The 15,227-nt window shown below is 67.3% G+C and carries 13 protein-coding genes; all 13 read left to right on the top strand.

Going from position 1 to position 15,227, the window contains the following annotated elements; translation table 11 throughout:
- The first annotated feature begins 28 nt into the window (after positions 1–28).
- The 13 genes from HMPREF3174_RS01255 (at position 29) to HMPREF3174_RS01195 (ending at position 15,211) form a co-directional block, all read left to right on the top strand.
- Positions 29–1,921, top strand: a complete 1,893-nt coding sequence (locus HMPREF3174_RS01255; protein ID WP_068538312.1) for a heavy metal translocating P-type ATPase — start codon at positions 29–31, stop codon at positions 1,919–1,921.
- 89 nt (positions 1,922–2,010) lie between these two features.
- A complete protein-coding gene (gene efp, locus HMPREF3174_RS01250) occupies positions 2,011–2,568 on the top strand; it encodes an elongation factor P (protein WP_062612438.1) in 558 nt (185 codons plus the stop codon).
- Between the two features lie 56 nt (positions 2,569–2,624).
- Positions 2,625–3,065 carry a transcription antitermination protein NusB gene (locus HMPREF3174_RS01245; RefSeq protein ID WP_062612440.1) on the top strand — a complete coding sequence of 147 codons (441 nt, stop codon included), beginning with the start codon at positions 2,625–2,627 and terminating at the stop codon, positions 3,063–3,065.
- A gap of 55 nt (positions 3,066–3,120) precedes the next feature.
- On the top strand, positions 3,121–3,510 hold the full coding sequence (locus tag HMPREF3174_RS01240; protein ID WP_062612442.1) for a carbamoyl-phosphate synthase domain-containing protein: 390 nt from the start codon (positions 3,121–3,123) through the stop codon (positions 3,508–3,510).
- Positions 3,510–6,776, top strand: a complete 3,267-nt coding sequence (carB, locus tag HMPREF3174_RS01235; RefSeq protein WP_070447459.1) for a carbamoyl-phosphate synthase large subunit — start codon at positions 3,510–3,512, stop codon at positions 6,774–6,776. The genes HMPREF3174_RS01240 and carB overlap by 1 nt, the downstream gene beginning before the upstream one ends.
- Before the next feature lie 173 nt (positions 6,777–6,949).
- Entirely contained in the window at positions 6,950–7,261 is a 312-nt protein-coding gene (gene mihF / locus HMPREF3174_RS01230) for an integration host factor, actinobacterial type (protein ID WP_062612445.1), read from the top strand.
- 62 nt (positions 7,262–7,323) lie between these two features.
- Positions 7,324–7,875: a guanylate kinase gene (gene gmk / locus HMPREF3174_RS01225; protein WP_062612447.1), complete on the top strand. Its 552-nt coding sequence runs from the start codon at positions 7,324–7,326 to the stop codon at positions 7,873–7,875.
- Positions 7,876–7,926: 51 nt separating this feature from the next.
- On the top strand, positions 7,927–8,193 hold the full coding sequence (gene rpoZ / locus HMPREF3174_RS01220; protein WP_062612449.1) for a DNA-directed RNA polymerase subunit omega: 267 nt from the start codon (positions 7,927–7,929) through the stop codon (positions 8,191–8,193).
- Positions 8,183–9,448: a bifunctional phosphopantothenoylcysteine decarboxylase/phosphopantothenate--cysteine ligase CoaBC gene (gene coaBC / locus HMPREF3174_RS01215; RefSeq protein ID WP_246783045.1), complete on the top strand. Its 1,266-nt coding sequence runs from the start codon at positions 8,183–8,185 to the stop codon at positions 9,446–9,448. The genes rpoZ and coaBC overlap by 11 nt, the downstream gene beginning before the upstream one ends.
- On the top strand, positions 9,445–10,629 hold the full coding sequence (metK, locus tag HMPREF3174_RS01210) for a methionine adenosyltransferase (RefSeq protein ID WP_062612451.1): 1,185 nt from the start codon (positions 9,445–9,447) through the stop codon (positions 10,627–10,629). Before coaBC ends, metK begins: the two co-directional genes overlap by 4 nt.
- Positions 10,630–10,659: 30 nt before the next feature.
- The gene (locus HMPREF3174_RS01205; protein ID WP_070447453.1) at positions 10,660–12,750 is read left to right on the top strand and encodes a primosomal protein N' family DNA-binding protein; all 2,091 of its coding nucleotides are present in this window, start codon (positions 10,660–10,662) and stop codon (positions 12,748–12,750) included.
- 143 nt (positions 12,751–12,893) lie between these two features.
- Positions 12,894–13,805, top strand: a complete 912-nt coding sequence (gene fmt / locus HMPREF3174_RS01200; protein ID WP_062612455.1) for a methionyl-tRNA formyltransferase — start codon at positions 12,894–12,896, stop codon at positions 13,803–13,805.
- On the top strand, positions 13,802–15,211 hold the full coding sequence (locus HMPREF3174_RS01195; RefSeq protein ID WP_062612457.1) for a transcription antitermination factor NusB: 1,410 nt from the start codon (positions 13,802–13,804) through the stop codon (positions 15,209–15,211). The genes fmt and HMPREF3174_RS01195 overlap by 4 nt, the downstream gene beginning before the upstream one ends.
- Positions 15,212–15,227 lie beyond the last annotated feature (16 nt).

Raw genomic sequence — 15,227 nt, 5'->3', positions numbered from 1 at the left:
CGGAGTCGTTCCAGAATACGATAGGGGTATGGCCAAGAAGTTTGTCTCCCAGTATCCGCTCGTGGCAGTCATCGCCGTGGTCGCGGCTGTCGGCGTTGTGCTCACCGCGATGGGCAACGAGCCTGCCGCCAAGGTGATCGTCTCCGCGGTGGCGCTCCTCATCGCCGCTCTGCAGTTCAAGGGCATGATCGACACCCTGAGGGAGCACAGCTTTGGCATCGACATCCTCGCGGTCACGGCGATCGTCTCCACCGTGGCGGTGGGCGAGTACTGGGCCGCGCTCGTCGTGTGCCTCATGCTCACCGGCGGCGAGGCGCTCGAGGACTATGCCGAGGGCCGGGCGAGCGCGGAGCTGACGGCCCTGCTCGAAGGCGCGCCGACCGTGGCCTACCGCAAGGTGGACGGCGGGATCGAACAGATCGACGTCGATGAGGTGGCGGTGGGCGACGAGCTGGTGGTCCGCCCGCACGAGGCGGTGCCGGTGGACGCCGTGCTCCTGTCGGAGTCGGCGCTGCTGGATGAGAGTCAGCTGACGGGCGAGTCCATGCCGGTCAGACGCCGCGCGGGTGACACGCTGCTCGCGGGCTCGATGAACGACGCAGACGCGATCGAGGTCCGGGCCCGAGCTGTCGCGGCCGATTCCCAGTACCAGCGCATCGTCTCGCTCGTTACCGAGGCGCGCGAGTCCAAGGCGCCGTTCGTGCGGCTGGCCGACCGAGTGGCCCTTCCCTTCACCATCATCGCCTTCATCATCGCGGGGGCTGCGTGGGCGGCCACGGGCGACCCGATGCGTTTTGCCCAGGTGCTCGTGGTGGCCACCCCGTGCCCGCTCATCATTGCGGCGCCGGTGGCCTTCATGGCCGGCATGTCACGCGCGGCCCGCGGCGGCATGATCATCAAGAACGCCGGCACGATCGAGCAGATTGCCAAGGTCTCCTCTGTCGCCTTCGACAAGACCGGCACACTGACCAAGGGTGAGCCGGAGATCACGAACGTGGTGAGCGAGGATCCCGAACGCATGCTCCGCCTCGCCGCGAGCGCCGAGTTCTACTCCTCCCACCCGCTCGCGCAGGCGATCGTGGCGGCCGCGGATGACGTGGCCGAGCCCGAGCAGGCGCGCGATGTCCCCGCCCAGGGCGTCATTGCCCAGGTCGAGGGGCGCCAGGTCAAGGTGGGCAAGTACGGTTTCGTCATGGACACCGACGCGTCCGCGCCGGTCGAGGTCCGCCCCGGATTTACGGCGATCTTCGTCTCCGTCGACGGCGGCCTGGCCGGTCACGTCGAGCTGTCCGACCCGATCCGACCCGAGACTCCGGGCGCGCTCGAGGCGATCGGCGCCGTGGGCGTGCAGCGCACGGTCATGCTGACCGGGGACGCGGAGGACACAGCCCGGCGCGTAGCGGGCGAGCTCGCCATCGACGACGTACGGGCCGGCCTCCTGCCCGAAGACAAGGTCCGCGCGGTGACCGAAATGGGCCCCAAGCCCGTGCTCATGGTGGGCGACGGCGTCAACGACGCCCCCGTGCTCGCGGCGGCGGACGTGGGCGTGGCGATGGGCGCGCGCGGATCGGCGGCCGCGGTGGAGAGCGCCGACGTCGTCATCATGCTCGACGACCTCTCGCGGCTCGCCCGCCTCCTCCTGGTTGGTAAGCGCACGATGCGGGTGGCCTGGCAGGCCATCGCGATTGGTGTGGCCTTCTCCGTGGTCCTCATGCTTATCGGCGCCACCGGTGTCATGCCCGCCTTCGTGGGCGCCTGGATGCAGGAGCTCGTGGACCTGGCCTGCATCCTGTGGGCACTGCTGGCCGCGCGCCCGTCGCGGGCGGAACGCAAGCTAAACGGGTGCGAGTCGGCGGGCGTCGTCGTCGAGAAAAAACGGGAGGCCGCTCACGGCGCCAGACGGCCCGCCCCGGTAGCATAGCGCGCAATGCCACACGATACGGGTGCGGAAATGCGGGGCATGCACGCTAAACTTGTGTCGAGATACGGCCAAACAAAGATTGGATAAACGTGGCAACGACGAACGACCTCAAGAATGGCATGGTCCTGAAGATCGACAACCAGCTGTGGCAGGTGGTGGAGTTCCAGCACGTCAAGCCGGGCAAGGGCCCCGCCTTCGTGCGCACCAAGCTACGCAACGTCCTGTCGGGTAAGAATGTCGACAAGACGATGAACGCCGGGGTCAAGGTCGAAACGGCCACGGTTGACCGCCGCGACATGCAATACCTGTACAACGACGGGGAAGACTTCATCTTCATGGATCTCGAGACCTACGAGCAGCTGCCCGTGTCGGCGGCCGTGGTGGGGGACGCCAAGAACTACATGCTCGAGAACCAGAACGTCATCATCGCGATGCACGACGGCCAGGTCCTCTTCATCGAGCTGCCCTCCTCGGTGGTCCTCGAGATCACGTTCACCGAGCCGGGCCTGCAGGGCGACCGCTCGAACGCGGGCACCAAGCCGGCCACCCTCGAGACGGGCTACGAGATCCAGGTGCCGCTCTTCATCGAGCAGGGCACCAAGGTCAAGGTTGATACCCGCACCGGCGAGTACCTGAACCGCGCCTAATGGACAACAACTCTCGCCCCAATCCCAAGCGGAAGGGTAGGTCCCTTCAGCGGCAGATGGCACTCGACGTGCTGTTTGAGTCCGATCTTCGCGGCACGGACCTGCGCGCGCTCCTCGAGGAGCGCCGGGTCGTGTCCACCCACATGGTCCCCATCGGGGACTACGGGGTCACGATTGTCTCCACGTACGCCGATAACGCCGCCGACGTCGATTCGATGATCGAGGCGGCATCACCGAAGTGGTCGATCGAGCGCATGTCGATCGTGGATCGCTGTCTGCTCCGCGTGGGGGCCACCGAGCTCATGTTCTTAGGGGTGGACCTGCCCGTGGTGGCCTCCGAGGTCAAGTCTCTGGCCCGGGACATCTCCACGGATCGGGCGGTCCCGTTCCTCATGGGCGTGATCAATAGGATTGGCGAGATCCGCGCCGGTGAAACCGCCGGCTTGAATGACGACATCGAACAGTTGCCGGTCACGGGACATCATCCCGAACCGTAAAGGCGTTAGGACGCCGGTCATGTGGCCGGCGTCCTTTTTTATGAATGGAGGATGCATGAGCACGGCGAGGATCATCTTCGAAGATGGGACGGAGGCGCGCGGACTGGCCTACGGCGCGCGTGGGACGGTGAGTGGGCGCGTGGTCGTCTGTTCCTCGGCCACGGGCTACGAGCAGGCACTGCGTGACAGTGCGGGAGCGATCGTGCTGGTCACCACCCCGCACGTGGGCAACACGGGCCTGACGGGGGAGGGGCCGCTCACGGCGGCCGGACTCATCGCGCGAGATCCCGTCCCGCGCTCGTCGTCCGCCTTCGCGGTGGCCGAGCTGGAGGAGCGGCTGCGCGCGGACGGCGTCGTCGGCATCCGTGAGGTCGACACCCGGGCCATCATGCGCCGCGTCCGCGGCGGCACCACCACGCTCACCATCGTTTCAGAGGAGAACTAATGCCACGTCGCACCGACATCGAATCGATCCTCGTCATCGGCTCGGGCCCGATCGTCATCGGCCAGGCCTGCGAGTTTGACTACTCGGGCACGCAGGCCTGCCGCGTGCTTAAGGACGAGGGCTACCGGGTGGTGCTAGTCAACTCCAACCCGGCCACCATCATGACCGACCCGGACATGGCGGATGCCACCTACGTCGAGCCGATCACGCCCGATGTGGTGGCCCAGATCATCGCCAAGGAACGTCCCGATGCCGTGCTCGCCACCCTCGGCGGGCAGACAGCGCTCAACACCGCGATGGCGCTGGCTGACGACGGCACGTTTGCCAAGTACGGCGTGGAGTTCCTGGGCGCAGACGCGGACGCGATCCGCAAGGGCGAGGACCGCCAGGCCTTCAAGGACGTGGTGGAAGCCTGCGGCGGGGAGAGCGCCCGGTCCTATATCGCCCACACCCTCGAGGAGTGCCACGAGGCGGCCGAGAAGCTGGGCTACCCGCTCGTCGTCCGGCCGTCCTTCACCATGGGCGGGCTCGGGTCTGGCTTGGCCCACAACCAGACCGAGCTCGACCGGATCGTGGGCGGCGGCCTGCGCTATTCAGCCACCGCCGAGGTGCTGCTTGAGGAGTCGATCCTGGGCTGGAAGGAGATCGAGCTCGAGGTTATCCGCGATGCCAACGACGTGGCGATTCTCGTGTGCTCGATCGAGAACTTCGACCCGGTGGGTGTTCACACCGGCGACTCGATCACCATGGCCCCGGCGCTCACGTTGACCGACGCCGAGTACCAGGCGGTGCGCGAACTCGGCATGTCGATCATCCGCGAGGTGGGCCTGGCGGCCGGAGGCTGTAACATCCAGGTGGCGATCGAGCCGGACACCGGGCGCATGGTGGTCATTGAGATGAATCCGCGCGTCTCGCGCTCCTCGGCGCTGGCCTCCAAGGCAACTGGCGTGCCGATCGCGAAGATCACCACGAAGCTTGCGGTGGGCTATACGCTTGATGAGATCACGAACGACATGACCGGCGAACCGCTCTCGGCTGGCGACCCGGCGGTGGACTACGTGGTGGCCAAGGTGCCGCGCTTCGCATTCGAAAAATTCCCGGCGGCGGACGACACACTGACCACCACGATGAAGTCGGTGGGCGAGGCGATGGCGCTCGGGCGAAACTTCACTGAGGCGCTGCAAAAGGCGATGCGCTCGATCGACAAGAAGGGCGCCGTCTTCCACTGGGAGGGCGAGGTAGACGTGCCCGCGCTCCTTGAGGCGATTAAGCGCCCCACCCAGGACCGCATCATCCAGATCCAACAGGCGCTGCGCGGCGGGGCGAGCGTGGAGCAGATCAACGAGGCCACGGCGATCGACCCGCTCTTCCTCGACCAGATCGTGCTCATCAACGACGTCGCCCGCGAGATCACGCAGGCCGAGGCCCTCACCGCCGATGTCCTGACGAAGGCCAAGCGGCACGGTTTTTCTGACCAGCAGATCGGGGCGATCCGCGGGATCTCAGAGGCGACCGTTCGCGAAGTGCGCTGGGCCTACAACCTTCACCCGGTGTACAAGATGGTGGACACGTGCGCGGGCACGGCCGAGGCGTCGACCCCGTACATGTACTCCACTTACGAGCAGGAGTGCGAGGTCATGCCGCGCGAGAGGCCGGCCGTTATGATCCTGGGCTCGGGGCCGAACCGGATCGGCCAGGGCCTGGAGTTCGACTACTCGTGCGTGCAGGCTACGTTTGCGCTCAAAGATTACGAGACGATCATCGTCAACTGCAACCCGGAGACCGTCTCCACCGACTACGACATCTCCGATCGCCTCTACTTCGAGCCGCTCACCCTGGAGGATGTGCTCGAGGCCTACCACGCAGAGCTCAAGGCAGGCCCCATCGCCGGCGTCATCGTGCAGCTCGGTGGGCAGACCCCGCTGTCGCTGGCGCAGGACCTCAAAGCCGCGGGCCTACCGATCGTCGGCACCACGCCCGACGCGATCGACATGGCCGAGGACCGCAAGCTGTTCGGCACGGTGCTCGAATCGGGTGGCCTGCAGGCACCCGAGTACGGCACGGCGATGTCGGACCAGCAGGCGGTGGAGGTCGCCGAGGCGGTGGGCTTCCCGGTGCTCGTGCGCCCCTCCTACGTACTGGGCGGGCGCGGCATGCAGATCGTGTACTCACGCGAGGAACTGGACGAATACCTGGCCAGGCACGAGTCGGAGAAGACCGACGCTTCGCGCGCGTCCTCCCCGCTCCTTATCGACCGATTCCTCGACGACGCCACCGAGATCGACGTCGACGCCCTCTATGACGGCGACGAGCTTTTCCTCGGCGGGATCATGCAGCACATCGAGGAGGCCGGCATCCACTCCGGAGACTCGGCCTGCGTGCTGCCCACCCTCACCCTGTCCCAGGCGATGATTGACCGGATCTTCGCGGCCACGGAGGCGATTGCCCGCGGGGTCGGCGTGGTGGGCCTGGTCAACATTCAGTTTGCCATCCAGTCCGGGGTGCTCTACGTCATCGAGGCCAACCCGCGCGCCTCGCGCACGGTTCCCTTCGTCTCGAAGGCCACCGGCGTAGCGCTTGCGCCCGCGGCAACCCGTGTCATGATGGGCGAGAAAATCGCCGACCTCAAGACCGAGGGTGCGCTTCCCGACGTCGACGCCCGCGTTCTCGACCTGGTCAGCCCGATCTCGGTCAAGGAGGCCGTGCTGCCGTTCAAGCGCTTCATGACGAAGGAGGGCACGGTGGTCGACACGGTGCTCGGGCCCGAGATGCGCTCGACGGGCGAGGTCATGGGCATCGCCTCGACCTTCCCGGCGGCCTTCGCCAAGTCCCAGAGCGCGGCCTACGGCGGGCTTCCCACCGAGGGCGGGGTGTTCGTGTCGGTGTCGAACAGGGACAAGGCCACGATGATCTTCCCCGTCCTCCAGTTGGTGGACATGGGCTTTACGATCTACGCCACCAAGGGCACGTCCCACGTTCTCGACCGCTATGGGATCCCCACCAAGCCGGTGGCCAAGCTGTCGGAGACGGGCGAGGTCAACGTCGTCGACCTCATTACCTCCGGCGCCATCGACATGGTGGTTAACACCCCCAACACGCAGGGGGCGCGTGCGGACGGCTATTCCATCCGTGCGGCGACCACGGCGGCGAACCTGCCGATCATGACCACGATCTCAGAATTCTCCGCGGCCGTGCAGGCGATCAAGAACATGCGCAGCCAGAATCTAGGGATCATGTCCTTGCAGGAGCACCATGCGTCCAAATAGCGGACCCCACACGTGGCCGACATGTCCGATTTCCAACATATGGGCGGATGCGTGACGCGCTGACCTGCGGGAACGCAATTGTTATGAAACAGCTATGAAAAATACTGGAAAATCCGCCCAATTTAGCGCCGTGAACGCTATATTGGCGGTAAACCAGCACACAGGGAGGCATCATGGCGTTACCACATCTCACGGCGGAAGAGCGTCAGGCGGCTCTTGAGAAGGCGGCTGTTGCGCGCAAGAGGCGCGCGGAAATCAAGGCGCAGCTCAAGAGCGGTGAGCGGAAGCTGTCCGAGGTACTTGAGCTCGCCAAGGAGGACGCCGTGCTTGCCAAGCTCAAGGTGACGTCCTTGCTGCAGTCGCTTCCTGGGGTGGGCCCGGCTAAGTGTGAGGCCGTGATGGAGGACGCGAAGATTTCGCCGTCACGCCGCCTGGGTGGCCTTGGCAAGCACCAGGCTCACCACCTGGTTGAACTCTTCGGCTAAGCGCCGCATGAAGCGCCCCGGGCTACTTGGGCCGCCGGGGCGCTTTCTGGCACCATAGGTATATGCAGGCATTCGTTCTTACTGGTCCCACCGCTGTTGGAAAAGGCACCGTGATCGCCGAGCTGCGCAAGGAGATGCCGGATCTGTGGTTTTCGATTTCGGCCACCACGCGCGCTCCGCGCCCTGGCGAGGTTGACGGCGTCAACTATTTCTTCGTTACCCACGAGGAGTTTGACCGCCTCGTGGCCGAAGGGCAGATGCTCGAGTGGGCGGTGGTCCACGGGCTGAACAAGTACGGCACACCACGAGGGCCGGTCGATGAGGCACTCGCGCAGGGACGCACGGTCCTCCTTGAGGTCGATCTGGCGGGCGCCCGGCAGATCCGTGAATCAATGCCGGAGGCCGCCCAGATTTTCCTGGCCCCGCCGTCGTGGGAGGAGCTCGAGGCGCGGCTGCGTGGCCGTGGCACGGAGAGCGCGGAGGAACAGCGTCGTCGGCTCGAGACGGCGAAGGTCGAGCTGGCCGCGGAGGGCGAGTTCGATGAGGTAGTCGTCAACATAACAGTGGCACAGGCCACCGAGGACATACTTAAGATTATGGCGGAAGGCCGCTAGAATATAAGGCCGATGCCTTGTTTCAAGGCGCCAATTCGTGGAGAGGCAAACATGTTCGGAACCACCCCCCATCCCGAGGGCATCACGTCGCCGGCGATTGACGACCTGCTGGAGAAGGTTGATTCGAAGTACACGCTGGTGGTCTACAGCGCCGCGCGTGCTCGCCAGATCAACTCCTACCGTCAGGAGATGAAGTCGGGCGATCAGAACATCACCAACATCGGCCCGCTCGTTCCCGCTCTTCCTGAAGACAAGCCGCTGTCGGTGGCGTTACAGGAAATCGATCAGGATAAGCTCTCGCTGACCGTTGAGAACTAACGCCTCGGGAGCCTCCCTGCTGGGAGGCTCTTTTGTATCCGCCCCGCGCGTGCTGATCGGGGTGTGCGGCGGCATTGCCGCGTACAAGGTCGCTGTTGTGGTGCGGCGCCTGCGGGAGGCCGGTGTCGACGTCGTCGTTGTGCCCACGCCCGCGTCCCTCGATTTCGTGGGGGTCACCACCTGGGAGGCCCTGTCTGGCAATCCGGTTCATGTCTATACACCCGAGGGTGCGGAGCGCGTGGTGCACGTGGCCACCGGCCAGCAGGCGGACCTGGTGCTCATCGCGCCCGGCACCGCGAACACGATGGCGAAGATCGCGGCCGGCATCGCCGATAATCTGCTCAATGCCTCCGTGCTCGTAGCCACCTGCCCGGTGATGATCGCCCCGGCGATGCACACCGAGATGTGGAACAACGCGGCCACCCAGGCGAACGTTAAGACGCTCGCCGAGCGCGGGGTGGAGTTCATCGGCCCGGCGTCCGGCCGCCTCACCGGCGCTGATTCGGGCGTGGGGCGCATGGTCGAGCCCGAGGAGATTGCGGGCGCCGTCCTCACACGCCTCGGCCTGAACGACTGTCGTGGCGCAGGCGAGCTGGAGGGCACCTCGCTTGTCATTTCCGCTGGCGGGACCCGCGAGCCGATCGATCCGGTGCGCTTCATCGGCAACCACTCCACGGGCCGGATGGGAATCGAGCTGGCGAACCAGGCCGCACGGCGCGGGGCCTCCGTGTCGCTGGTGGCCGCCAACATCGAGTCCGCGATGCTGGCGCAGGTCGATTCGCGCGTCGTCATCGTGCCCGTGAGCAGTGCGCTCGAGCTGTCCGAGGCGATGGAAGCCCGCGCGGATGCCGACGTCCTCATCATGGCCGCAGCCGTGGCTGATTATCGTGTCGCCGAACGTAGCGCGACCAAGATTAAGCATGGGGACTCACTCGAGCTGAGCCTCATTGCTAATCCCGATATTCTTGCGGGCCTTGTCCGCAACCGCCGCCCGAACCAGATCATCGTAGGCTTTGCCGCGGAGACGGGTGACGACACCAACGATTACCTGGAGTTCGGCCGCCAAAAAGCGCGCAAGAAGGGCGCCGACCTCCTCGTCATCAACCGTGTGGGAGAGCGCGCCGGTTTTGGCGACGTCGACACGGCCGTGACTATCGTTGACGCCAGCGGAGCAACCGTTGGCGAAGCTGCCGGCACCAAGCGAGAGGTGGCCGCAGCGATCATGTCCACCATCCCCTCAAGGAAGAATCTGTGACGAAGCTCTTTTCATCTGAATCTGTGACCGAAGGCCACCCGGATAAGGTTTGCGACCGCATCTCTGACACCATCCTCGACGCCCTGCTTGCCAATGATCCCTCGGCGCGCGCGGCCGTGGAGACCGTGGTGACCACGGGACTGGTCGCGGTCGTTGGCGAGGTGACGACCAACGGTTACGTCGACATCCCGGCGCTCGTGCGCAACGCGATCCGCGACATCGGCTACACCTCCTCCGAGATTGGGTTTGACGCCGATTCGTGCGGCGTGCTCGTCTCCATTGACCAGCAGTCGGCGGACATCGCCGGCGGCGTGGATGCCTCGCTCGAGGCGCGCACGGACGCGGGCGCGGACCCGCTCGATCAGCAGGGCGCCGGCGACCAGGGCCTCATGTTCGGCTACGCAACGAATGAGACCGAGTCCTTCATGCCGCTGCCGATCCACCTGTCCCACCGCCTGGCCCAGCGCCTGACGGAGGTGCGCAAGCGCGGCATCGTGCCGGGCCTGCGCCCGGACGGCAAGACCCAGGTGACGGTCGATTACGACGGCGATCGCCCGGTTCGCGTCCGCACGGTGGTCGTCTCCACCCAGCATGATGCGGACGTGAGCCAGGAGTGGCTCTCGCGCGCGATCCAGGAGCACGTGGTGCTACCTGTGCTCGAGGCCGAGGCGGGCGTGGACACCTCCGAGGTGGAGGTGCTGGTTAACCCGTCGGGCCGCTTCGTTATCGGCGGCCCGCAGGGAGACGCGGGCGTGACGGGCCGCAAGATCATCGTTGACACCTATGGCGGCATGGCCCGCCACGGCGGTGGCGCTTTCTCGGGTAAGGACCCGTCGAAGGTGGATCGTTCGGCGGCCTACGCGGCGCGCTGGGTGGCGAAGAACGTGGTGGCGGCCGAGCTTGCCGACCGCTGCGAGGTGCAGATCGCCTACGCGATCGGCCGGGCCCGCCCGGTCTCGGTGCGCATCGATACGTTTGGCACAAACCACGTGGAGGAGAAGGCGATCGAGAAGGCGGTGTCGGCCGTGTTCGACCTGCGCCCGGCCGCGATCATTCGCGACCTCGATCTGCTGCGCCCGATCTATGCCGCCACCTCGGCCTACGGCCACTTCGGGCGAAACAACCCCGATTTCACGTGGGAGCGCACCGATCGTGTCGAGGAGCTGCGAGCAGCGATCTAAATTGTCGGAGGCTCATGATTCAATGAATTCATGACGAACGACGAGCTGTTTGGCCTCCCAGATTTTGGGCATCAGGAAGAGTTGCTCTCCCTGAGCCCTGTGGCACGCCGCGTCGGCGGGGTGGATCGCCCCGTAGCGCGCGTGCTACTCGACATGCCCCAGCCGCACATGGACCACCTCTTCGATTACGAGATCCCGGAGAAGATGGCGGCCGTGGAAGAAGGCGCTCGCGTGGTGGTCAATGTGGGCCAGCGCAAGGTGGACGGGTTCGTTGTCGGGCGTAGCGAGGTGACACAGGTGGCCTCGCTACGCCCGCTTGCCCGTGTGGTTTCCCCGATGCGGGTTCTCACCCCGGAGGTGCTCGAGCTCGCTCGGGCGGTCGCCGCCCGGCAGGCGGCGCCGGTGGCGGACTGCCTGCGCCTGGCCATCCCGCAGCGCCACGCCCGTGCCGAACGGGAGTTTTTCGACGAACCGCCGTCGTTCGGGGCACCGAAGGTGCTCGATGACGCGCCGTGGTCGGCCTACATCGGCGGGCCGGAGTTCGCCACCGAGGTGCGAGCCGGATCTCACCCCAGTGCGGCGGTGCAGATGCGGGCCCGGGATCGGGTCCACCACCTTCTGCCGTTCCTCTTGAGCGCCGTGCGGGAGGCGGGAGAGTCGGTGCTCATCGTGGTGCCCACCCCCACGATTGCGCGCCAGCTTGCGGCGGATGTGGAGCGGTTGGTGGGGGAGACGCCCGCGCTCATGCTGTCTCAGGACGAGCACGCCACGCGATACCGCACGTTCCTGGCGGTGCTCACGGGCCGGGCCAGGATCGTGGTGGGCACGCGCGCGGCGGCGTGGGCGCCGCTGGAGAAGCTGGGCATGGTGGTGGTCGTGGACGATCACCACTCGGCGCTACGCGAAAGGCGCAGTCCCTACGTCCATGCCCGCGAGGTGCTGGCCCTTCGCGCCAAGCTCAGCGGTGCGTCCTTCGTGTCCTTCAACTTCGGCCCGTCCCCGGAGCTGGCCGCGATGGTGCAGCGAGGGCAGGTGAGGTGGATAACCCCGGCTCTGAGCGAACACCGGGGCGGGGTGCCGCAGATCATGGCGGCGCAGGATTTCCGCACCGAGGGAATTGACCTGGCCCGGATGCCTTCGTCGGTCTTCGCGGTCACGCGCGAGGGGCTGACGCGTGGGCCGGTGCTCTTCCTCGTGCCGGAGGCAGGTTACGTGCCGGTCACGGCGTGCAACAGGTGCCGGGAGCTTGCCACCTGCCCGGTGTGCGGGGGATGGCTGGCGATCAGTCATCCGGGCGCGCCCCTGCAGTGTTCGCGCTGCTCGCAGGTGGTGCGCCAGTTCCGGTGCGCCTCGTGCGGGGGCGGGCAGGTGCGCGCCGCGCGGATCGGATCGCAGCGCACGGCCCAAGAAGTCGGGCGGGCGTTCCGGGGCACCCCGGTCCACGTGGCGGGGGTTGGCCAGTCGGCCGGGCTTGACGGGTCGGCGCGCATCGTCGTCTCCACTCCCGGCGTGGTGCCGGACGTGGAGGGCGGGTATGCGGCCGCCGTCGTGCTTGACTCGGGCTACCTGTTACGCTCCAACCGCCTGGACGCGGAAGTCCATTTCCTGCGCACAATCGCCCACGCCGCCGCCCACACCCGGGCACGCAGTGAGGGCGGGAAGATGCTCGTGGTGGGGGACGTGCCCACGCCCCTGGTGGGAGCCCTTCACACGTGGGACATGGCGGGCTGGGCCGAGGGCGTGCTCAGTGAGCGCGGGCCGATCGCTCTGCCGCCCACGTCGTGCTGGGTGGAGGTGCGAGGGGATCACGCGGGTCTGCGTGACTTCCTCGGGCTGCTGCGTGCCGTGTCGGCGCAGGCGGAGGGCTCGCCTAGTTCCGGCGCGCCCAGGTCTGGTGGTGCGGACCTACCGGTGGATGCGCTGCTTGGCGGCGGCGCGCACGACGTCGTGCCCGGGATCGCGGTGCTTGGCCCGCAGGTGGCGGGCGATGGCCTGGTGGCCTACCTGCGCTTTCCCGAATCGGAACGCGCGGAGAAGACAGCGGCCGTGTATGCGGCCGTGCGGGAGGCCTCGGCGCGGCGGGTGGCGGGCGTGCGGGTGCGAGTGGACCCCGAACTGTAGGCCGGTGCTGGACAGGCGAGCCGGGGCGAACTGTGGAGGCGACGCCGAACAGGTGGGCCGGGGGCTGGACCGTGAGGGCAGGGCCGAACTGGCAGGGCAGCGCTGAACTGTGAGGGCACGGCCAAAGCCCGTAAGATGGACGGGTGCGTATTATCTTTGCTGGAACCCCCGATACCTCGGTTCCCTCCCTTGAACGGCTGAACGAGGACCATGAGGTCCTCGCCGTGCTCACCCGCGCCCCGGCGCCGGTGGGCCGCAAGCGCGTGCTGACGAAGTCGGCCGTGCATGACCGCGCCGAGGAGCTGGGTCTGTCCGTCCTCACCCCGGCCACGCTCAAGGACGCCCAGGTGCAGGCGCAGATCGCGGAGCTGGACCCACAGGCCGTGGCCGTCGTCGCCTACGGCCTGCTCGTGCCTCAGGAGCTACTGGACGTGCCCGAGCACGGCTGGCTCAACCTTCACTTCTCGCTGCTGCCGCGCTGGCGGGGCGCGGCGCCCGTGCAGTACGCGATCGCGCACGGGGACCGCGTGACGGGGACGGCCGTGTTCCAGATCGAGGCCGGGCTGGATACCGGGCCGGTGTACGACGTGCGCGAGCACGCGATTGCCGATTCGGACACCGCCGAATCGCTGCTGGCCGTGCTCGCCGAATCGGGTGCGCGGCAGCTGTCCGAGGTCTTCACCGCCCTCGACTCCGGCGTCGCGAGTGCCAGCCCGCAGGAGGGCGAGGCGACGCTCGCGCCGCGGCTCACGTCGAAGGATGCCCGGATTGACTGGTCGGCGCCCGCGGAGGCGGTCTCCGCCCGCACCCGCGGATGGTGGCCGGCGCCCGGCGCGTGGTCGGAGATGGCCGGCACGCGCGTCAAGCTCGGCCCGGCGGCGGTGACCGACGTCGAGGGCCTGCGCCCCGGCCAGATCGGTACCGACGGGCTGGTCGGCACGGGTACGACGGCCGTGCGGCTGTCCCGCGTGGGGCCCGCGGGCAAGGCGTGGATGGAGGCCGCAGACTGGATTCGCGGTTTGCACGGGGAGTCGAGTTTTGAGGTGGCACGATGAGTGAACGTCCTGCGGGATGGCGGCCCGGCCGCCGGCAGAGCGACGCGGCCCGCACTGCCGTGTTCGAGGTCCTGATCGACGTGGAGACGAACGGGGCGTATGCCAACATCGCCCTGCCCAAAGCGATTCGGGCCGCGCGGCTGAACAAGCAGGACGCGGCCTTTGCCACCAACCTGTGCTACGGCACGCTACGTCTGCAGGGGCGGTGGGACGCGATTCTCGCCCACTGCATGGACCGCGAGCCCGAACCCGCCGTCAAGGTGTTGGCGCGCATGGGTGTCCACCAGCTCTTCGCCCTGCGCACCCCGCCCCACGCCGCGATTAACGAAACGGTCATGCTGGCCCGCCACCACGTGGGCACGGGCGCATCGGGCTTCGTCAACGCCGTGCTGCGCCGGGCGGGCGAACGCACGCTCAAAGAGTGGCAGGACCAGCTCAAGGCCGACCACGGCAAGGTCTCCTCGGTGGGCTTCCTCGCCGACTGGTTCTCTCACCCGCGATGGATCGTGCGCGCGCTGTCCGATGCGCTTGCGGCTCACGGCCGCCCAAAGCGCGACCTCATCTCGGTGCTCAAGGCTGACAACGAGCCGGCGGGAGTGGCCCTCGTGGCCCGCGACATCTCCATCAACGCCCTGCGCTCGGACATCGGGCGTGGCCACATGAGCTCCCAGCCAGGCCACCTCGTGGACTCGGCGCTCATCCTCGAAGGCGGCGACCCCGGGCGGGTCTTTGCCGTGCGTGACGGGATCGCCGGCGTGCAGGATGAGGGCTCGCAGCTCGTGACCCGCACGTTCGCCGCGGCCCCGGTCGACGGCGAGGACGCCGCGTGGCTCGACATGTGCGCCGGACCGGGCGGGAAGACGGCCACGCTCGTGGCGCTAAACCCGTCCGTTACCGTCTTCGCCAACGAGCTCCACGAGCACCGGCTCGACCTCGTCGCCGAGAACGTAGCCCCCTGGGCCAACCGGGTTCAGCTCCGGCTGGGGGATGGCACCGACATCGGCACCGAGCAGCCTGGCCAGTTTGATCGGGTCCTCATCGACGCCCCCTGCACGGGCATCGGCGCTCTCAGGCGTCGTCCGGAGGCCCGCTGGGCGAAGGAGGCGGGCGACGCGCTTGACCTCGTGCGCCTGCAGCTGTCCCTCCTCGAGTCTGGTTGGGAGGCCGTGCGACCGGGCGGCGTCGTCGGCTACTCCACGTGCTCGCCGTACCTGCCCGAGACCACCGGGGTGGTCGAAACCTTCCTGGCCGGCCGCGACGACGTCGAGGTGCTCGACACCCGCGAGCTCGCCTCTGCTCAGGCGAAGTTCCCGATCGTGGGGGAGGGCCCCTACCTTCAGCTGTGGCCTGACCTGCACGCCTCAGACGCCATGTTTCTTGCACTCTTGCGCAAGCGGGCACACTAGGCGCCGGCTAGAATTG

The organism is Trueperella sp. HMSC08H06 (assembly GCF_001808465.1).
Classification (GTDB): domain Bacteria; phylum Actinomycetota; class Actinomycetes; order Actinomycetales; family Actinomycetaceae; genus Trueperella; species Trueperella bernardiae.
This window is presented reverse-complemented; position numbering and strand designations above follow the sequence as displayed.